Annotated in this window: 18 protein-coding genes and 1 riboswitch; of the genes, 16 read left to right on the forward strand and 2 right to left on the reverse strand. The window is 43.1% G+C overall.

The genetic code is table 11. From position 1 onward, the window contains the following. The first annotated feature begins 14 nt into the window (after nucleotides 1-14). The 8 genes from ACQCT5_RS10020 to sufB all read left to right on the forward strand — a co-directional run bounded on the left by ACQCT5_RS10020 (nucleotide 15) and on the right by sufB (nucleotide 7,623). Nucleotides 15-860 (forward strand): MetQ/NlpA family ABC transporter substrate-binding protein, encoded by an 846-nt coding sequence (locus tag ACQCT5_RS10020; RefSeq protein ID WP_499641446.1) that lies wholly within the window; start codon nucleotides 15-17, stop codon nucleotides 858-860. A gap of 123 nt (nucleotides 861-983) precedes the next feature. Further along, a complete protein-coding gene (locus ACQCT5_RS10025) occupies nucleotides 984-1,355 on the forward strand; it encodes a carboxymuconolactone decarboxylase family protein (protein WP_499641448.1) in 372 nt (123 codons plus the stop codon). A gap of 592 nt (nucleotides 1,356-1,947) precedes the next feature. Beyond that, nucleotides 1,948-2,100 (forward strand): YuzK family famiily protein, encoded by a 153-nt coding sequence (locus tag ACQCT5_RS10030; RefSeq protein WP_417899068.1) that lies wholly within the window; start codon nucleotides 1,948-1,950, stop codon nucleotides 2,098-2,100. 318 nt (nucleotides 2,101-2,418) lie between these two features. Next, nucleotides 2,419-3,201: a Fe-S cluster assembly ATPase SufC gene (sufC, locus tag ACQCT5_RS10035; RefSeq protein ID WP_499641450.1), complete on the forward strand. Its 783-nt coding sequence runs from the start codon at nucleotides 2,419-2,421 to the stop codon at nucleotides 3,199-3,201. Nucleotides 3,202-3,216: 15 nt separating this feature from the next. Further along, nucleotides 3,217-4,509: a Fe-S cluster assembly protein SufD gene (gene sufD, locus ACQCT5_RS10040; RefSeq protein WP_499641451.1), complete on the forward strand. Its 1,293-nt coding sequence runs from the start codon at nucleotides 3,217-3,219 to the stop codon at nucleotides 4,507-4,509. Further along, nucleotides 4,509-5,729 (forward strand): cysteine desulfurase, encoded by a 1,221-nt coding sequence (locus ACQCT5_RS10045; RefSeq protein ID WP_499641453.1) that lies wholly within the window; start codon nucleotides 4,509-4,511, stop codon nucleotides 5,727-5,729. Before sufD ends, ACQCT5_RS10045 begins: the two co-directional genes overlap by 1 nt. After that, the gene (gene sufU, locus ACQCT5_RS10050; protein WP_499641455.1) at nucleotides 5,719-6,156 is read left to right on the forward strand and encodes a Fe-S cluster assembly sulfur transfer protein SufU; all 438 of its coding nucleotides are present in this window, start codon (nucleotides 5,719-5,721) and stop codon (nucleotides 6,154-6,156) included. The genes ACQCT5_RS10045 and sufU overlap by 11 nt, the downstream gene beginning before the upstream one ends. A gap of 69 nt (nucleotides 6,157-6,225) precedes the next feature. Beyond that, on the forward strand, nucleotides 6,226-7,623 hold the full coding sequence (gene sufB / locus ACQCT5_RS10055) for a Fe-S cluster assembly protein SufB (RefSeq protein ID WP_204418694.1): 1,398 nt from the start codon (nucleotides 6,226-6,228) through the stop codon (nucleotides 7,621-7,623). A 242-nt stretch (nucleotides 7,624-7,865) separates the two neighbouring features. Here sufB and ACQCT5_RS10060 read toward each other — a convergent pair whose 3' ends face one another. Continuing rightward, a complete protein-coding gene (locus tag ACQCT5_RS10060; RefSeq protein WP_499641457.1) occupies nucleotides 7,866-8,537 on the reverse strand; it encodes a VC0807 family protein in 672 nt (223 codons plus the stop codon). 120 nt (nucleotides 8,538-8,657) lie between these two features. Here ACQCT5_RS10060 and ACQCT5_RS10065 point away from each other — a divergent pair, with 120 nt between their 5' ends. The 7 genes from ACQCT5_RS10065 to ACQCT5_RS10095 all read left to right on the forward strand — a co-directional run bounded on the left by ACQCT5_RS10065 (nucleotide 8,658) and on the right by ACQCT5_RS10095 (nucleotide 16,529). Continuing rightward, entirely contained in the window at nucleotides 8,658-9,506 is an 849-nt protein-coding gene (locus ACQCT5_RS10065; RefSeq protein WP_499641459.1) for a DUF72 domain-containing protein, read from the forward strand. 40 nt (nucleotides 9,507-9,546) lie between these two features. Continuing rightward, nucleotides 9,547-10,908, forward strand: coding sequence for a bifunctional metallophosphatase/5'-nucleotidase (locus ACQCT5_RS10070; RefSeq protein ID WP_499641461.1), 1,362 nt, complete (start codon nucleotides 9,547-9,549; stop codon nucleotides 10,906-10,908). Between the two features lie 79 nt (nucleotides 10,909-10,987). Continuing rightward, a complete protein-coding gene (locus tag ACQCT5_RS10075) occupies nucleotides 10,988-11,290 on the forward strand; it encodes a YunC family protein (RefSeq protein ID WP_499641463.1) in 303 nt (100 codons plus the stop codon). A gap of 149 nt (nucleotides 11,291-11,439) precedes the next feature. Beyond that, nucleotides 11,440-12,546, forward strand: coding sequence for an HD-GYP domain-containing protein (locus ACQCT5_RS10080; protein ID WP_499641465.1), 1,107 nt, complete (start codon nucleotides 11,440-11,442; stop codon nucleotides 12,544-12,546). An 81-nt stretch (nucleotides 12,547-12,627) separates the two neighbouring features. After that, nucleotides 12,628-12,817: riboswitch (Lysine riboswitch) on the forward strand. 137 nt (nucleotides 12,818-12,954) lie between these two features. Next, nucleotides 12,955-14,517 carry a Na+/H+ antiporter NhaC family protein gene (locus tag ACQCT5_RS10085; protein WP_499641467.1) on the forward strand — a complete coding sequence of 521 codons (1,563 nt, stop codon included), beginning with the start codon at nucleotides 12,955-12,957 and terminating at the stop codon, nucleotides 14,515-14,517. A 360-nt stretch (nucleotides 14,518-14,877) separates the two neighbouring features. Beyond that, nucleotides 14,878-16,416 carry a sodium-dependent transporter gene (locus ACQCT5_RS10090; protein ID WP_499641469.1) on the forward strand — a complete coding sequence of 513 codons (1,539 nt, stop codon included), beginning with the start codon at nucleotides 14,878-14,880 and terminating at the stop codon, nucleotides 16,414-16,416. Continuing rightward, the gene (locus tag ACQCT5_RS10095) at nucleotides 16,416-16,529 is read left to right on the forward strand and encodes a MetS family NSS transporter small subunit (RefSeq protein WP_499641472.1); all 114 of its coding nucleotides are present in this window, start codon (nucleotides 16,416-16,418) and stop codon (nucleotides 16,527-16,529) included. Before ACQCT5_RS10090 ends, ACQCT5_RS10095 begins: the two co-directional genes overlap by 1 nt. A gap of 53 nt (nucleotides 16,530-16,582) precedes the next feature. Here ACQCT5_RS10095 and ACQCT5_RS10100 read toward each other — a convergent pair whose 3' ends face one another. After that, on the reverse strand, nucleotides 16,583-17,530 hold the full coding sequence (locus tag ACQCT5_RS10100) for a M23 family metallopeptidase (RefSeq protein WP_499641817.1): 948 nt from the start codon (nucleotides 17,528-17,530) through the stop codon (nucleotides 16,583-16,585). 285 nt (nucleotides 17,531-17,815) lie between these two features. Here ACQCT5_RS10100 and lipA point away from each other — a divergent pair, with 285 nt between their 5' ends. Then, nucleotides 17,816-18,712 (forward strand): lipoyl synthase, encoded by an 897-nt coding sequence (gene lipA / locus ACQCT5_RS10105; protein WP_386641119.1) that lies wholly within the window; start codon nucleotides 17,816-17,818, stop codon nucleotides 18,710-18,712. Nucleotides 18,713-18,730: the final 18 nt, after the last annotated feature.

The raw sequence follows: 18,730 nt of genomic DNA on the forward strand, positions 1-18,730 counted from the left end.
CGGGGATTTTACAGATGAAAAAATTATTAAGCTTTGCAATCATTTCTTTATTGGTATTTGTATTGGCGGCTTGCGGTTCCGATGAAGGCGGGAACGGTTCAGGCGACGGGAAAGGGATTAAAGAAGGTAAGCTGGTTGTAGGTGCATCCAATGTACCCCACGCTGAAATTCTTGAAGAGGCGGCCCCTTTATTAGAAGAGAAAGGAATCGAGCTAGAAATCAAAACATTCTCTGACTATGTTATTCCTAACCAGGCATTAAAAGATAAAGATCTTGATGCTAACTTTTTCCAACATGAGCCTTACCTGAAGTCGCAAATCGCTGATAACGGCTATGAGTTTGAAAGTGCCGGTGGCGTTCATATCGAGCCGATTGGAGTTTACTCCAAAAAACATGACAGCCTGGAGGACCTGCCAAAAGGTGCGGAAATCTTGATGAGTAACTCTGTTGCTGACCACGGCCGTATTCTTTCCATGCTGCAGGAAAAAGGATTAATCACACTGAAAAAAGGTGTGGAAAAAACAGCTGCAACTGTGGATGATATCGAAGAAAACCCGAAAGATTTGCAGTTCAACACGCAATTCGAAGCGGCATTCCTTCCACAAGCTTACTTGAATGGTGATGGCGATGCGGTTCTGATCAATGGAAACTATGCACTTGGTGCCGATATCGACCCTGCGAAAGAAGCGATTGCCCTTGAGTCACCAGAAGACAACCCATATGTAAACCTTGTTGTTGTTCGTTCTGAGGACAAAGACAATGAGCAGCTCAAAGCATTGGTGGAAGTTCTTCAATCCGAAGACATCAAAAAGTTCATCGAAGAGAAATATCAAGGAACTGTTATTCCTGCAGGGGAGTAATGGTTATGTAAAAGCGTCCTTCATTGGACGCTTTTTTTTATTGGATGGTGATGTGGATGAATACATTCCTCCTCCCTAAACAAATACTAACACTGTGAAAAATTAGGATGGGAGTTGTCACGAATGGAACAACAATATGAACCGAAAAACTATGCAGAAGCAGCACTTCATGACTATAAAGCGGGCTTAGGGGTATTCACCGAGAAAATGCCGGAGCTTGCACATCACTACAATGAATTTACTGAAGCATGCTTCAAAGAAGGCGTGCTCGACAAAAAGCAGAAGCAGCTCATTGCGCTTGGGGTGAGTGTCTATTCACAGGACGAGTACTGTATCGTTTACCACACGAAAGGTTGCTTGGATCAGGGAGCAACCGAACAGGAAATTCTCGAGGTATGCGGTGTGACTGCGGCATTCGGCGGTGGTGCGGCGATGAGCCAGTCCGTGACATTGGTGCAGTCGTGTATTGCGGATTTTAGTGATTTGCAGCAATGAGTGAAAGAACTGCCCGACTTACTTTTCGGGCGGTTTTTTTGTATGTGAAGAGGATGAAGGGCTTTTTCAAGGGATCCAAGGTGGAAAAAGTCCATCATCAAGCTTATGAAGGCCCTTTTCAAGGGGATCCGGGGTAGAAAAGTCCATCATCAAGCTTATGAAGGCCCTTTTCAAGGGGATCCGGGGTAGAAAAGTCCATCATCGAGCTTATGAAGGCCATTTTCAAGGGGAAACAGGGTAGAAAAGTCCATCATCGAGCCTATGAAGGACCTTTCAACGAAAAAAGTAGCACCAAAAGTCCATCATAAAAAGAAAGAATCCCTCCATCAGGACATCCTCCAATCAGGACCAATCCCGAGGTATTATAGGAACGCCTATCACCTCGGCCCGTAATGAGGGATTATAACGTAATACGCCGATATTCGGGTGTATTTCCGCTTTGGTTCATTTTCCCATCTCTGCTATGATTAATAATGTGTTTAATGTAAATACTTCGAGGGTATCTACAAAACTGGATACGCAAATTAAACACATATAAATATGAAGGGATTGGTTTATTATCCATCAAGTACATGTGAAGTACACTGGCGAAATGGAAAAGGCAATGTATCAGGCTTATGGTTTTGGTTATGAGGAATACTCGCGTAAGCTTTCCAAGCGTATGGAGGTAGAACAGCATCGAGATGCTGAATACAAGAAAAGCTTGGAGATCGTTGCAGAATTAGACCGTAAATTCCACCCGTAACGAACTTAGCAATTCGATTGGTTCTATATAATAGGAAGACACAAAAAGGGTAAGTGATTTTCTCCGAAATGAATGGAGGTATCACATACCCTTTTTGTTTATAGATAAGGATGATTCCTCCTGAATAGTGTAAGATAAATTATGTACTTCATTCGACATAACCCTTTTATTTTCGATATAATTTGAGGGGGGCTGTCACAAATCGGAAAAGGTTGCTAACACTTTCTATTTGTTATAAGATTGTAATGAGAATAAAATGAGAATTAAAACAAGAATGTGTTTTTATATAGAAGCACAGATCATTGGAGGTATAGAGTTATGGGTTCAACGTTAACAATCAAGGATTTACATGTATCTATTAACGATAAAGAGATTTTAAAGGGTGTAAATCTTGAAGTAAAAGGCGGAGAGATTCACGCTATCATGGGTCCAAACGGTACAGGTAAGTCAACGCTTTCATCTGCTATCATGGGTCACCCTAAATATGAAGTAACAAGCGGAAGCATCACGTTTGATGGTGAAGATGTGCTTGAAATGGAAGTGGATGAGCGTGCGAAAGTAGGTTTATTCCTTGCAATGCAATATCCAAGTGAAATCAGTGGGGTAACAAATGCTGACTTCCTTCGTTCTGCAATCAATGCTCGTCGTGAAGAGGGCGATGAAATCTCCTTGATGAAGTTCATCCGCAAAATGGATAAGAACATGGACTTCCTTGAAATGGATCAGGCAATGGCACAGCGTTACCTGAACGAAGGTTTCTCTGGTGGGGAAAAGAAGCGTAACGAAATTCTTCAATTAATGATGATTGAGCCTAAGATTGCAATCCTTGATGAGATCGACTCCGGTCTTGATATTGATGCATTGAAGGTTGTTTCTAAAGGAATCAATCAAATGCGTGGAGAAGACTTTGGCTGCCTTATCATCACTCACTACCAGCGTCTATTGAACTACATCACTCCTGACCACGTTCACGTTATGATGCAAGGTCGCATTGTGAAGTCCGGTGGCAAGGAATTAGCGCAGCGTTTAGAGGCAGAAGGTTACGATTGGATTAAGCAAGAATTGGGTATCGAAGACGAAACAGTCGGTCAAGAAGCGTAAGCAAGGAGGATTATCATGACGTTAGAGACAAAATTACCGTTTGATCAAGACTACCTAAGCAACTACTCCAAGGAATCAGGGGAGCAGCAGTGGCTGTCGGATCTTCGCTTACAAGCTCTTGCATTGGCGGAAGAACTTCCATTACCAAAGCCGGATAAAACGAAGATTACCAACTGGAATTTCACAAGATTCCAAAAGCATACTGTTGAAACTTCCATTACTTCTGTGGACCAGTTACCCGAAGAGGTAAAGGCTCTGGTAGATGTTGAGAATATATATGTTCAAGTAGACAATACACCTGTCGTTTCTTCCCTAACAGAAGAGTTGACTTCCCAAGGTGTCATTTTCACCGATATTTTAACAGCAGCAAAAGAACACAGTGACCTTGTGCAAAAGTACTTCATGAAAGATGGAGTGAAAGTAGATGAGCACAAACTGACTGCACTTCATGCAGCATTGATGAATGGCGGGGCATTCCTATACATTCCTAAGAATGTTGTGATTGAGGAACCGATCCAGGCAATCTATGTTCATGATAAGGCGGAAGCGGTATTCAACCATGTACTGATTGTAGCAGAGGACAATAGCGCTGTTACGTATGTGGAAAACTACCTAAGCACAAATGATGGAGAAGGATCCATTTTCAACATCGTTTCTGAGGTTATTGCGAACGGCAACTCCAAGGTTCTTTATGGGACTGTGGATAACCTTGGTAAAGGTGTTACTACCTATGTGAACCGTCGTGGAGTAGTAGGACGCGATGCAACATTGGAGTGGGCACTTGGCCTGATGAACGATGGAGACACGATTTCAGAGAATGTCACGCACCTGATCGGTGATGGCTCTACTGGTGACACAAAGACTGTAGTGGTTGGACGTGGCGTGCAGAAGCAGAACTTTACTACAATGGTTGTGCATCATGGCAAGAACTCTGAAGGACAGATCTTAAAGCACGGTGTAATGAAGGACAGCGCAAGCTCCGTATTCAACGGAATCGGTAAAATCGAGCATGGAGCTTCCAAGTCTAATGCCGAGCAGGAATCACGCGTGTTGATGCTTAGCGAAAAAGCTCGTGGAGATGCAAACCCGATTCTTCTTATTGACGAAGATGATGTAACAGCAGGTCACGCAGCTTCTGCAGGCCGTGTAGATCCGCTTCAGCTTTACTACCTGATGAGCCGCGGAATTTCCAAGCAGGAAGCTGAACGCTTAGTTATTCACGGATTCTTGGCACCGGTTGTTCAACAGTTACCAATTGAAAAGGTAAAGAACCTGTTGATTGATGTAATTGAAAGGAAAGTTAAGTAATGAATATCCAGGAGATTCGTCAGCAGTTTCCTATTTTGCATCAAGAGGTCAATGGAAATCCGCTTGTGTACTTAGATAGTGCTGCTACTTCTCAAAAGCCCCTAGCGGTGATTGAGGCCTTGGAAAAGTACTATAAAGGGTATAACTCCAATGTGCATCGTGGCGTTCATACACTGGGTACTAGAGCGACTGATGGTTATGAGGGTGCACGTGATAAAGTGAAGAATTTTATCAATGCATCTTTCAGAGAGGAAATCGTATTCACTCGTGGTACGACAACTGCCCTCAACCTTGTAGCAAGCAGCTATGCCCGTGCGAACCTTAAAGCGGGCGACGAAATAGTTATTACCTATATGGAGCACCATAGTAATATCATTCCTTGGCAGCAGGCGGCTAAAGCAACAGGAGCTACTTTGAAGTATATCCCTCTGACAGAAGATGGTTCGATTTCCTTGAAGGATGTAGAGGAGACTGTTACGGAAAACACGAAAATTGTTTCTGTGATGCAGGTTTCCAATGTATTGGGTTCCATCAATCCGATTAAAGAGATCGCTGCAATTGCCCATAAAAATGGAGCGATTATGGTGGTGGACGGTGCCCAGAGTACTCCGCATATGAAAGTGGATGTGCAGGATTTGGATTGCGATTTCTTCGCACTATCCGGTCATAAAATGGGTGCGCCGACGGGTATTGGTGCCCTATACGGGAAAAAACACCTTCTTGAGAAAATGGAACCGATTGAATTTGGCGGGGAAATGATCGACTTTGTCGGGTTGCAGGAATCCACATGGAAGGAGCTGCCTTGGAAATTTGAAGGCGGAACCCCTATCATCGCTGGTGCAATCGGTCTTGGAGCGGCCATTGATTTTCTTGAACAAGTCGGGATGGAAAATATCTTGGCTCATGAGCATAAGCTTGCCGAGTATGCCATGAACCGCATGTCTGAAATAGAAGGTATCACGATTTATGGTCCGAAGAAGCGTGCTGGACTGGTTACCTTTAATATAGAAGATGTACACCCTCATGATGTAGCTACTGTTTTGGATGCAGAAGGAATCGCTGTTCGCGCAGGACATCACTGTGCACAGCCTTTAATGAAGTATCTGAACGTTTCTTCCACGGCACGTGCTAGTTTTTACCTGTATAACACAGAGGAAGAAATTGATAAGCTGGTAGCATCATTAGTGAAAACAAAGGAGTACTTTAGCAATGTCTTTTAATAATTTGGATACTCTTTACCGTCAAGTGATTATGGATCATTACAAGAACCCCCGCAACAAGGGGAAGCTTGAGGAAAATGGAATTACCATTGATATGAATAACCCGACATGTGGGGACCGCATACACTTAACGCTGAAAGTGGAAGATGGAAAAGTAGCAGATGCAAAGTTCGATGGAGAGGGTTGTTCCATCTCCATGGCCTCTGCTTCCATGATGACGCAAGCGGTCAAAGGGTTGGAAGTCGAGAAAGCTTTGGCACTTTCCCAGATCTTTTATGATATGATGCTAGGTAAGGAATACGATGGCGAAGAAGATTTGGACTTAGGGGATATTGAAGCACTTCAAGGTGTTGCTAAATTCCCTGCACGTATCAAATGTGCCACCCTTGCATGGAAAGCCATGGAAAAGGGCGTCAAGTCGGAATAAGTTTTTAGGATAGGGAGCTTTAGGAACCATGTTTCTAGAGCTCACCTCTTGAATGGAGGGAATTAGAAAATGGCAAAAAAAATGCCTGAAATCGGCGATTACAAGTATGGTTTTAAGGATAAGGACGTATCCATTTTCCGTTCCGGCCGTGGACTTACGAAAGAGATCGTAGAAGAGATCTCTCGCATGAAGTCCGAGCCTCAATGGATGTTGGATTTCCGTCTTAAATCATTGGAACATTTCTATAACATGCCAATGCCTCAATGGGGCGGCGACCTGAACAGCTTAAACTTTGATGAAATTACGTACTACGTAAAGCCATCTGAAAAGTCTGAGCGCTCTTGGGATGAAGTACCGGAGGAAATCAAACAGACGTTTGATAAGCTTGGTATTCCTGAAGCGGAGCAAAAATATCTTGCTGGTGTATCCGCTCAGTATGAGTCCGAGGTTGTATACCACAACATGCAGGAAGACCTGGAAGACCTTGGTGTCGTTTTCAAAGATACTGACACAGCTTTAAAAGAAAACGAAGATATCTTCCGTGAGCATTTCGCGAAGGTAATCCCGCCAACTGACAATAAGTTCTCAGCATTGAACTCTGCAGTATGGTCCGGTGGTTCTTTCATCTATGTTCCTAAAGGTGTTAAAGTGGAAACTCCACTTCAAGCATACTTCCGAATCAACTCTGAAAACATGGGTCAATTCGAGCGTACGCTAATCATCGTGGACGAAGGCGCACATGTACACTATGTAGAAGGCTGTACAGCACCTGTATACACAACCAACTCCCTGCACAGTGCAGTAGTTGAAATCATCATCAAAAAAGATGCTTATTGCCGTTATACAACGATCCAGAACTGGGCGAACAACGTTTACAACCTTGTAACGAAGCGTGCAGTCTGTGAAGCGAACGCGACAATGGAATGGATTGATGGCAACATCGGTTCCAAACTGACGATGAAATACCCAGCGGTTATCCTTAAAGGTGAAGGCGCTCGCGGTATGACTCTTTCCATCGCATTAGCTGGTAAAGGACAGCACCAGGACGCAGGTGCAAAAATGATCCACCTTGCACCGAACACGTCTTCTACGATTGTTTCCAAATCCATCTCCAAGCAGGGTGGAAAAGTAACATACCGTGGTATCGTGCATTTTGGCAAAAAAGCTTCCGGCGCTCGTTCCAACATCGAGTGTGACACACTGATCATGGATAACCAATCCACTTCCGATACGATTCCTTACAACGAAGTGTTCAATGATAACGTATCACTTGAGCATGAAGCGAAGGTATCGAAAGTATCCGAAGAGCAATTGTTCTATCTGATGAGCCGTGGTCTTTCCGAAGAGGAAGCAACAGAAATGATCGTAATGGGCTTTATCGAGCCATTCACAAAAGAACTTCCAATGGAATACGCAGTAGAAATGAACCGTCTGATCAAGTTCGAGATGGAAGGTAGTATTGGGTAATCGGTAGAATAAATAAACCCACACTTAGGTGTGGGTTTTTGTTTTGTAATTTTTTTTATTTTGCCGAAATATGCGAATTGTGCATAACTGCCCCTTTTTTGTGCATAAAATGATTTTTTTCATCGTAAATCGAGTTTTTTACGCGCAAATCAATATTTTTGTGCAGAGAGCTCTGTGAATTGTGCATAAGCTGTGAATAAGTCAATGCTCCATTAAATTTAGCAACAGAATATGCACATTTTCTATATCAATTCCTCCCCGACCTCTTCCTTCACGTCAGTTTTCTTATCCTGCTTTTTCTGCTTTTCCAAATAATCATTGATCTTCAAGTTAACATAGATGAATCCTGCTGCAATGATTGCAGAAAAGACCCAGCCATTGATCTTCATGAAGAAAAGTATCCGGTCATAGCCTTCCACTCCATACACGCCGATCAGATATTGCTTCAGTCCAGCCGAGAATAGGCCTCTCAAGGCAAAAATACCTGTCACAATATAAAAGGCAGGCAATAATTCCTTCTGTCGATACAAACGAAGGCTGTCCTCCCTTTTATGGCCTTGCAGGTAAGCGATGTCAGCCAGGAAGTAGAGACCTAATGGCTTTCTCGCAATCATCGTTGCTATGAAGAAAAGGGCGAATCCAGCTCCGACGTATACGGAGTTCTGGAGCATATTGAATGCAGTGCCTGACAGTATGTCCACAATGGTAGAGATGAATAGTGAAGCAAGAATGAACATACCAGTTACATTATATTGTTTTTCTATTAAAAATCTAACGATGGTATAAACGAATCCAGGGACTGTGGATAGTAGAATGGCATAATAATCCCCCAGAGGGTCTTGTCCATATTTCCAGATCACATAAGGCATTACCAGGTAAAACAGCAGATCAAAAAAGACAATCTTATTCTTCATATATCCCCCGCCTATTCTAATTCTATTTACTTTATTGTACCAATTAACCCCAAGCCCAACACTATATATTTTAGTATGGCTGCCGGATTATGTTAAAATGAAAAAAATGAGGTGATACGGATGTTTCTTATTGGGGTTACAGGCTGGGGGGACCATGATTCCCTCTATACTTCAGGGGTTGCAGCAAGGGATAAATTAAAGGAATATGCTGCTCACTTCCCGGTGGTGGAGGTGGATTCCTCGTTTTATGCCATTCAGCCTAAACGGAATGTGGAGAAATGGGTGGCGGACACTCCACCAACATTTCAATTCATTGTAAAGGCCTATCAGGGGATGACCGGTCATCAGCGAGGGGATATTCCGTTTGAGACGAAAGAGGCGATGTTTGAAGCTTTTCTTGAGTCGATCGAGCCTTTTGAAGAGTCTAATAAGCTTGCCATGGTACTTTTCCAATTTCCACCCTGGTTTGACTGCAACAAAGATAATGTGAGCTATATACGGTGGTGCAAGGAAAAGATGAAAGATACAAGAGTTGCGCTTGAGTTTCGCAATCAGTCCTGGTTTTCGGAGTCTTTTCGAGAGCAGACTTTGACGTTTATGGAGGAGGAGGGCTGGATACACAGCATTTGCGATGAACCGCAAGCTGGAAAAGGATCCATCCCTACAGTGCTTCATCCTACTGATAAGGAGCGTACTCTTGTAAGGCTGCATGGGAGAAATGTGCACGGATGGACAAAGGCCGTATCAGGTAAAGACTGGCGGGAGGTCCGTTATCTTTACGACTATAATGAGCAAGAGCTGCTGGAATGGAAGCGGAATTTGGAGAGTATAAAGGACTCCACAAAGGATATTTATGTGCTGTTTAACAATAATTCCGGTGGGCATGCTGCTGATAATGCCAAAAGGATGATAGAAATGCTGGAGCTGGAATATGAGGGGTTGGCTCCTAAACAACTGGATTTATTCTAAGCAATCAATGTGCGTAAATGAAAGAGGAGAGAACAAGATCGTGCAGATTCGGATATTACATACTAACGATACACATAGTCATTTTGAGGCATACCCTAAAATTGCTGCTTTTTTGAAAGAGAATAGTAGTGAGATTCCATCTGCGCTAGTGGATATAGGAGACAATATGGACCGCTTTCATCCTATCACGGAGGCAACACAGGGCCAAGCGAATACCGCCATGTTGAATCTATTGAAATATGATTTTGCGACGATTGGAAACAATGAGGGAATCACCCTGGATTATCAGGCTCTGTCAGGGCTATACCGGGAGGCTGATTTTCAGGTGCTGGTGGCAAACCTGTTCGAAACCAGTGGCAAATACCCGGATTGGGTGAAACCTTACTTCTATAAACAGATGGGTGATATAAAGGTTTGTTTTGTTGGGATAACCGTCTACTATCAGCATTTTTATGAGCTCTTGGGTTGGAAGCTGGAAGACCCTTATACGATACTGGAAAAAATCCTGCCAGAGGTGAGGGCCGAGTCGGATGCTGTGGTTGTGCTGTCCCATCTCGGAATCTCAGATGATGAAGAGATGGCTAGAAGGTTTCCTGACATCGATGTCATTCTCGGTGGACACACCCATCATGAGCTGCCTGAAGGGAAACTGGTCGGGAATACGCTCGTTTGTGGCGCCGGGAAGTATGGGCAGTTTATCGGAGAGGTCTCTATTGGTTTTAATGAGCAGAAGAGGATAATACAGAAAACGGCTAAGCTGCATTCCCTGGAAGAGACTCAACCCAATAGCGAAGTGATAAAGGTGATTGATAGGATGGAAGAGGAAGCGTCAAAAGCTTTGCAGTACAAGCTGGCTGAATTACAGGAACCTTTGAACATCGACTGGTTCGCTCCTTCTCCCCTCGCAAATCTTTTAGCTGAAGCATTAAAAGAGTGGTGTGATGCAGATATCGGAATGGTGAATGCAGGGGTGCTGCTGGAGTCCATTCCAACAGGTGCTGTCACAAGAGAAGCATTGCATCGCATATGCCCTCATCCAATCAATCCGTGTCGAGTGACGCTCACAGGTGAGGAGCTTCGGGAGGTACTACAGCAAGCAATCCAGCCTGAAATGGAAGAACTGAAGGTAAAAGGCCTTGGCTTCCGTGGGAAAGTGATGGGAAGGATGGCGTTTAGTGGATTGGAGCTGGAAAGTGAATTTTTCTCAGATGGTACATTGCAAATCAAAGCCATTCGAGTAAAGGGGAAAGTAATCCAAAACAATGATGCCATTTCCATTGGTACAATCGATATGTTCACGTTTGGGCGCATGTATCCAAGCATTGTGCGTGCAAAAGACAAGAAGTTCTACATGCCAGAGCTGCTTCGGGACGTCCTAGCGGAAAAGCTTTCGCGTTTATAAGCTAAGCTAATACCCATTTTTCACACTCTTTTCCCCTCCTGTCATAAATTGATAGGGGAAGGGAGCGTGACAACTATCTATGATTGAAATGACGCCAATCAAAATTAATGAATTTACTTTTACAGCAATCACTGTCAGATTGCCTAAAACAAATTTTCTTGCTGTAACCAGTGACAAAGGATATATCATGTGTGGTGCCCTCGATGTGGCCCTTTTGAATGAAAAGCTGAAAGATCGTCGGATCATTGCTGGGCGAGCGGTGGGTGTTCGTACAATTGAGCAATTAATAGAGGCCCCTTTGGAATCGGTTACGTATGAAGCGGAAAGTCTGGGCATTACAGTGGGGATGTCCGGAAGGGATGCTTTGTTGAGGATGATATAAAAGACCTTCGCTGCAAGGTCTTTTTTTATGTGTCGAAAGTTATAATAAATTTTTTATAAAAATTTTGTTAATAATGAAGTTTTCTTTCATTGTTTTTACTATAATGGAAAATATATAGATTTTGTCGAAATGTGAAGATAGGAGAAACTATGAGATTATTACCCACTAAGTCCATGAAGCCGGGAATGAAGCTAGCGAAAACTATCTATAATGAGCAGGGAAGAGCATTGTTGAGTGCGGGAATCCCTGTAACAGTACGGATGATTACAAGGTTGCAGCAGTTGAATGTCACATATGTTTATATAGAAGATGCCAGAACAAAGGATTTGGAAGCTCCGACTATGATATCTGATCAAACAAGAAAAAAGGCGATCACCACTATCACAGATACCTTCAAGCTGCTTGAGAGCGAAAAAAAGCTTAGCAAATGGTTTGTGATGGACCAGTATTCCAAGGACCTAAAGAGCCTTATTCAAACTTTGCTTGCAGATATGAAAAACAACCAGGAAGTGGCGACACTTTTAACAGATGTTTATATACATGATAACTATGTTTTCACCCATTCTTTGAATGTCACGTTATACGCGCTATCCATTGGGATCAAATTGGGGTTGCCGCAAAAGGACCTTGAGATGCTGGGGCTTGGCGGGATTCTTCATGACATCGGAAAAATGCAGATACCTTCCGAGATTTTATTCAAGCCTGGGAAACTGACAAGTGAAGAGTTCAGCGAAATGAAAAAGCACACCACTTATGGGTATGATATTCTACGGAATATGCACACCATACCGCTTCTTGTCGCTCATTGCGCTTTCCAGCATCACGAAAGACTGAATGGCAGTGGATATCCGAGAGGGGTTAAAAATGAGGATATCCATCTGTTCGGCAAGATCCTGGCAGTGGCAGATGTCTTTGATGCGGTAACCTCGCATCGAATCTATCGAAGCGCGATGCTGCCCCATGAGGGCTTGGAGATCCTGTATGCAGGTTCTGAATCCCTTTACGAGCCTGCAATTATCGAGGCTTTCCGGAAATCTGTCGCCATCTATCCTTTTGGGCTTGCTGTGACGCTCAATGACGGCCGAAAAGGGCTCGTAGTAGGGCAGAATAAGGACATCACGGAACGACCGATCATCCGGATCATAGAAGCGGAGGGAGCGGAACTGGACTCGCCCTATGATATCAATTTAAAGGATCACTTGGATGTCAGTATCGTGGATTGCGACAATCAGGGTAGTATGTCAGCGGTAAGCTGATACTAGCAAAATATTTCCTTTGTCCTGGTGGTATTTTTGTGATATAGTAAAACAATAAAATCATATACTTCCCTTATCATACGATGAGGTAGAGGCTGCATAGCATAAGAGTAAAACTACTGGAGGGTGACACCTAGGATGGTAGAAGAAAGGATGCTGTGCCGAAGCTGAATGAGTCGTCAAGCTTATTTTGCTGGGGTTATCTTGAATAAGGATAACACTGCCATTATGACCGGTACGGACGGGTTAATAATGGAGGGCTACTGATCGGATGGAGGATAACATACATTACATACAAGTAATGATAGTTATTTTCTATCATTGCTTTTTATTTTGCAATCAGAGCCCCCATTATTGTAAACCGTTTGGACAGGTCAAACCAATTACAATTTTATGGGGGTTTTTTGTATGGAAGGAACAATTTATACGTTGATTCCTCCGGTGCTTGCAATTCTGATGGTTATTTTGACCAGAAGGGTATTGCTATCACTTGGAGCAGGGATCCTGGCATCTGCACTATTACTTGCAGATTTCAATCCGATTACGATGCTTGTACTGATATGGGACACAGTGCTTGGCCTATTTTATTCCGTGGAAGATAAAGAATTGAACTTATGGAATATTTATATCTTAATTTTCCTTGTCATCCTGGGAATCATTACGGCATTCATCTCCCTTACAGGCGGTAGCCGTGCATTTGGGGATTGGGCACAAAAAAAGATTAAAACTAGAAGAGGCTCAAAATTTTTAACTGCAATTCTAGGAATTATCATTTTTATTGATGACTATTTCAATGCTTTGGCAGTTGGTCAGATCAGTAGACCGCTGACAGATCGTCATAAAGTATCACGTGCTAAACTTGCATACTTGATTGACTCCACATCTGCTCCAATCTGTGTTGTTTCTCCCATTTCAAGCTGGGGAGCGGTCATTATCGGCACAATTGGTACTGATGTATTATTAAAGCAGGGCATCAACAATATTTCGGCATTCAGCGCGTTTATGCAGATCATTCCAATGAACTTATACGTATTTTCCGCACTTTTGATGGTTTTTGTTGTATGCTTTTTCAATTTCAACATCGGGCCTATGAAAAAACATGAGGACCGTGCCATGGAAACTGGTCAATTATATGATCCGGAAAAAGAGGTTCCTGGAGAACTTGCTGATGATCTTCCTACAAGTACGAAAGGAACAATCGGATACCTTGTATGGCCTATCGTTTCTCTCTTTGTCGGTGTGATCGGTGCGATGTTCTATACTGGGGCAACTGCTATTGATGGGGATATTACACTGCTTGGCATTTTTGAAAACACAGATCCTTCCGCATCCTTGTTCTATGGCGGTATGTTTGCATTGCTTGTATCCTTCCTTTTCTTGTTCCGTCAAATTTCCAAAGGTGGAATAAGCGGGAATGTTGTTGGAAAAGGAATTTGGGCGGGTACCAAATCCATGCTTCCAGCCATTTATATCTTGATATTCGCTTGGACGATTGGCGGACTGATCGGGGAGCTTGGAACTGGCGATTATCTTGCTGGTGTTGTAAGTGACTCCAACATGAACATTGCGTTCCTGCCGGTAGTCATCTTCATTATCGCAGGATTTACAGCTCTTGCTACAGGTACATCATGGGGAACTTTTGGCCTATTGCTTCCAATCGCAGGTCAGATTGCAGCTGCGACAGACGTAAGCCTTCTTTTGCCGGCCCTGGCTGCAGTGCTTGCAGGGGCAGTGTTCGGGGACCATTGTTCACCGATTTCCGATACAACCATCCTCTCCTCTACAGGTGCAGGGTGTAACCATATCGACCACGTCATGACGCAGCTTCCTTATGCGTTGATCTGTGCAGTCATTTCCATTATTGGTTATATTGTGCTTGGGTTGACTGGTAGCACTGTGTTGGGTCTATTGGTGGTATTTGCAGCATTTGTCATCTTGGTATTTGCTAGTAGAGCAATGAAAACTGCCTAAAAATACTTTTCATATATATTAAAAAACACACTTTCTTATTGTGCTATATCTTCTAGCATAATGGAGAGTGTGTTTTTTTTATATTATTTTTTATTATCATTCAAAGAATAATTATTCATGGATAAAAGCTTATTTGACGGTATCTGGGTGGTTATTATCTTAAAGTTATGAATATTTATTCAATATCGAACTTTGTCGTCTTTACTCGAAAAGTATAAATGAAAATAATGTTTTGACATAGTCATAAAGTCTAGTTATACTATGTATAAATTATATTAAATAGTCTGAAAAAAGAAAAGATTTGGACTCTTTTATCTATTTTTTGGAAATTTCATGAGTTCAACGGGGGAGGATATTACAATGGAAAATCGACCGCAATGGGGGACAAGGGCAGGATTTATTATGGCAGCGGTTGGATCGGCCATCGGATTGGGAAACATTTGGCGCTTTCCGGCAGTTGCCTACGACAATGGAGGAGGAGCATTCTTTTTACCTTACTTATTCGCTCTTCTGACAGCAGGTATCCCACTATTGATACTTGAGTTCACACTAGGTCATAAGTATCGGGGATCTGCTCCGCTTTCTTATGCTAGACTAAGCAAAAAGTTTGAATGGCTCGGATGGTGGCAGGTTGCAATAGCATTTGTTATTTCCACTTATTATGCTGTCATTATTGCATGGGCGATGTCTTACTCTGTATTCTCATTTAATTTAAGCTGGGGCGAGGACACAGTAGGATTCCTGGTAGAGGATTACCTTCAGCTTGCAGCTCCTGGTGAATTCGGAAGCTTGGTGCCTTCTGTTCTTATTCCATTAATACTAGTTTGGGTCATTACATTAGGTGTTCTATTCAAAGGAATTAAAAAGGGAATTGAAGTTGCGAACAAAATCTTCATTCCAACATTGGTAGTGCTATTCCTGATCATTGTTGTGCGCGCTTTAATGCTTGACGGAGCAGTGGAAGGCTTGAACGCATTCTTTAAGCCGAATTGGGACGTTCTGACAAGCGGTAAGGTATGGGTAGCAGCCTATGGACAGATTTTCTTCAGTTTATCCATTGCTTTTGCCATCATGGTAACTTATTCAAGCTATCTTCCTAAAAAGTCCGATATTACAAACAACGCCTTTATTACGGGCTTCAGTAACTCAGGATTTGAGCTATTGGCTGGTATCGGGGTATTCAGTATTTTAGGTTTCATGGCGATGCAGCAGGGTGTAGGAGTGGATGAAGTTGTTAAAGGCGGAGTTGGACTTGCGTTTATGGTATTCCCGCAGGTTATCAACGAGTTCCCGGCTTTCAACCAATTCTTCGGATTCCTTTTCTTCACTTCATTGGTTCTTGCAGGATTAACGTCCTTGATTTCCATCGTGGAAACCTTTGTTGCAGGTGTACAGGATAAATTTAACATCTCCCGTACAAAAGCGGTTCTTTATGGTGGAGGACTTTCCGCTGTCCTATCTTTATTCTTTGCGACTCAAGGCGGTCTGAACCTACTGGATGTAGCGGATTACTTTATCAACCAATTTGGGGTAGCTTTGGCTGGGTTGGTGCAAGTTATCGTTGTAGTATGGATCGTGAAACAATTGAAACCATTACAGGACCATGCGAATATGGTTTCAGATATCAAACTGACTGGCTTTACAGGGGCATGGTGGAAAATTTCACTTGCATACATCACGCCAATAGTATTAGGATACATGATGTTTGATCTAATCCGTACAAACATCGCGGAAGTGTATGGAGCGGAAGATAGCGGATATTCTCGCTTGTTCACCATCCAGTACGGCTGGATCGTTGCTTTGGGAGCGATCTTGGTAGGAATCGTATTCTCCTTATTGAAATGGAAAAAAGCTGAGGTAGTTTTACCATCTTCCTCTTCAAAGGAGGTCAATAAATAATGGAAGCTAGTGCATTAGTTATGATGATCGTTGGGATTACCATCATATGGGGTGGAATGGGCGCCAGTATCTATTGGGCGGTCAAGAAGTCAAAAGAAGCAGCAAGAGGATAATATAAAAAGCTGTTGGCGTTTAACAAAAAACGCCAGCAGCTTTTTTTTGTTTCCTATCTTTTTCTCCGGTCCCCGCGTTCCCATGATTTCAAATGAGGAAACGGATCAAAAGACCATTCTGTATACCCATTATCCTTGTACATTCCATAATGCAGGTGCGGAGGGAATTTCCCCGCAGTGCCAGGTGGTCCATAGCCGGAACTGCCCACCGAACCAATCATCTGCCCGGGTTCTACAACTTGTCCCACTTCCAGGTCCTTCGCGAAGCCGTTCAGATGGGCAAAGTAATGATAGGTATTATTGATGTCCCGGATTCCGATGCGCCACCCCCCGAATTTGTTCCAACCCTTGATTTCGATGATTCCATAACAGGTGGAGCGAACGGGAACGCCGTAGCTTGCAAAAATATCCGTTCCCTCATGTATTCTTCTGCCCCCCCAGCCCCTGGCATCCCCCCATGTATTCTTGTAGCTGAAATTGGAGCGGATCGGCAGTGGAAAAGCATGTTTATCAAGCTTCAGCGTTTGATAAGTTTGATACAATTTCAGATGACCCATGATAAGCCCTACAGTTTTGTCTCTTTGATAGTAATCCCATAATGCAATTTTCAGGTTTTCTTTATCTGTTCCGTAGGATTGGAGATAGGTGGCGAAAGTATAAAGGACATCCTCATCATTGGTGGAATCGGCGACGCCATCCCCATTTCCATCCTGACCGACTCCACTGAAAAACTGAATGCTGCTAGGGTTCGTATCTTTTGGATTCGGGTTCAATGGTCCAGCCCAAATTTCCGGTTTATAGTAGATGCCGATAACACCTGTAGCTTTTGGAATATCTCTTCTGGCACGTCTTACATTGCGTTCGTATTGGTCGACGGCTGCAAAGTAGTGCCAGGGAATTTGTGTGATGGATTGCATTTTTGTATATAACTCGTTTCTCTTTTCGTAAATCTGTTCGTCCGTCATATTCTCAAGTGTAGTGGCGGAAGCTGAGTCAGGCAAATATCCTATTAGTAAAATGCAACATAGAAGTAAGCGTATCAAAGGGTTATCTCCTTTCCAATCGTGTTAAAATGCCTAGGCTATTTTCATATCTACTGTTAGTTTGGTGTTTTTTTCATATTTAATAAATACTAATTCATGGAAGTGGATTGTTGGAAGCTTTTGCACTTGTGTAATGGCAGGATGTTTGGTAAAGTGACATGGTAGAAACATGTCATTTTCCCTATGGGTTTAATAAGGATATCTGTCGTCTTTTGAATAATAAGACAATTTGGAGTTGATCATATGGCAAAAAAAGAAGACTACATAAGAAAACCGGATTGGCTTAAAATTAAGCTGAATACGAATGAAAACTATACTGGCTTGAAGAAGCTGATGAGAGAACGTAATTTGAATACAGTCTGTGAAGAGGCAAAGTGCCCGAATATCCATGAATGTTGGGCTGTTAGACGTACAGCAACCTTCATGATCCTTGGAGCAGTTTGTACACGTGCATGCCGTTTCTGTGCAGTCAAAACAGGATTGCCGACGGAGCTTGACACACAAGAGCCGGAACGCGTGGCAGAATCCGTAAAGCTGATGAACCTGAAGCATGCGGTAATCACTGCAGTTGCCCGTGATGACTTAAAAGATGGTGGGGCAGCAATCTTTGCTGAAACAGTTAGAGCGGTTCGACGTGAGAACCCATTCACTACGATTGAAGTGCTTCCATCAGACATGGGTGGAGTGTATGAAAACCTCAAAATGCTCATGGATGCAAAGCCTGACATCCTGAATCACAATATCGAGACAGTGCGTTCCTTAACGCCTAGAGTCCGTGCGAGAGCAACCTATGACCGTTCTCTGGAATTCCTGAAGCGGGCAAAAGAAATGCAGCCGGAGATTCCAACCAAATCAAGTTTGATGATTGGACTTGGAGAGACGAAAGAGGAGATCATCGAAACAATGGATGATCTTCGTGCCAATAATGTGGATATCATGACAATCGGACAATATCTGCAGCCATCCAAAAAGCACATCAAAGTGCAGAAGTACTACCATCCGGATGAGTTTGAAGAATTGCGCCAAATTGCCATGACAAAAGGATTCAGTCATGTAGAAGCTGGACCACTTGTACGCTCCTCCTACCATGCGGATGAGCAGGTCAATGAAGCGGCCAAAGCAAGACAAGCTCAAGCATAATGAAAAAGGGTCAGGCCA

It is taken from the genome of Sutcliffiella halmapala, assembly GCF_050107295.1.
In the GTDB taxonomy this organism is placed as follows: Bacteria; Bacillota; Bacilli; order Bacillales; family Bacillaceae_I; genus Sutcliffiella_A; species Sutcliffiella_A halmapala_A.

What these genes read in the sequence shown, in the direction of transcription:
- ACQCT5_RS10020 (WP_499641446.1), top strand. Translation starts at nt 15, where the DNA reads ATGAAAAAATTATTAAGCTTTGCAATCATTTCTTTATTGGTATTTGTA.
- ACQCT5_RS10025 (WP_499641448.1), top strand. Translation starts at nt 984, where the DNA reads ATGGAACAACAATATGAACCGAAAAACTATGCAGAAGCAGCACTTCAT.
- ACQCT5_RS10030 (WP_417899068.1), top strand. Translation starts at nt 1,948, where the DNA reads ATGGAAAAGGCAATGTATCAGGCTTATGGTTTTGGTTATGAGGAATAC.
- sufC (WP_499641450.1), top strand. Translation starts at nt 2,419, where the DNA reads ATGGGTTCAACGTTAACAATCAAGGATTTACATGTATCTATTAACGAT.
- sufD (WP_499641451.1), top strand. Translation starts at nt 3,217, where the DNA reads ATGACGTTAGAGACAAAATTACCGTTTGATCAAGACTACCTAAGCAAC.
- ACQCT5_RS10045 (WP_499641453.1), top strand. Translation starts at nt 4,509, where the DNA reads ATGAATATCCAGGAGATTCGTCAGCAGTTTCCTATTTTGCATCAAGAG.
- sufU (WP_499641455.1), top strand. Translation starts at nt 5,719, where the DNA reads ATGTCTTTTAATAATTTGGATACTCTTTACCGTCAAGTGATTATGGAT.
- sufB (WP_204418694.1), top strand. Translation starts at nt 6,226, where the DNA reads ATGGCAAAAAAAATGCCTGAAATCGGCGATTACAAGTATGGTTTTAAG.
- ACQCT5_RS10060 (WP_499641457.1), bottom strand. Translation starts at nt 8,537, where the DNA reads ATGAAGAATAAGATTGTCTTTTTTGATCTGCTGTTTTACCTGGTAATG.
- ACQCT5_RS10065 (WP_499641459.1), top strand. Translation starts at nt 8,658, where the DNA reads ATGTTTCTTATTGGGGTTACAGGCTGGGGGGACCATGATTCCCTCTAT.
- ACQCT5_RS10075 (WP_499641463.1), top strand. Translation starts at nt 10,988, where the DNA reads ATGATTGAAATGACGCCAATCAAAATTAATGAATTTACTTTTACAGCA.
- ACQCT5_RS10080 (WP_499641465.1), top strand. Translation starts at nt 11,440, where the DNA reads ATGAGATTATTACCCACTAAGTCCATGAAGCCGGGAATGAAGCTAGCG.
- ACQCT5_RS10085 (WP_499641467.1), top strand. Translation starts at nt 12,955, where the DNA reads ATGGAAGGAACAATTTATACGTTGATTCCTCCGGTGCTTGCAATTCTG.
- ACQCT5_RS10090 (WP_499641469.1), top strand. Translation starts at nt 14,878, where the DNA reads ATGGAAAATCGACCGCAATGGGGGACAAGGGCAGGATTTATTATGGCA.
- ACQCT5_RS10095 (WP_499641472.1), top strand. Translation starts at nt 16,416, where the DNA reads ATGGAAGCTAGTGCATTAGTTATGATGATCGTTGGGATTACCATCATA.
- lipA (WP_386641119.1), top strand. Translation starts at nt 17,816, where the DNA reads ATGGCAAAAAAAGAAGACTACATAAGAAAACCGGATTGGCTTAAAATT.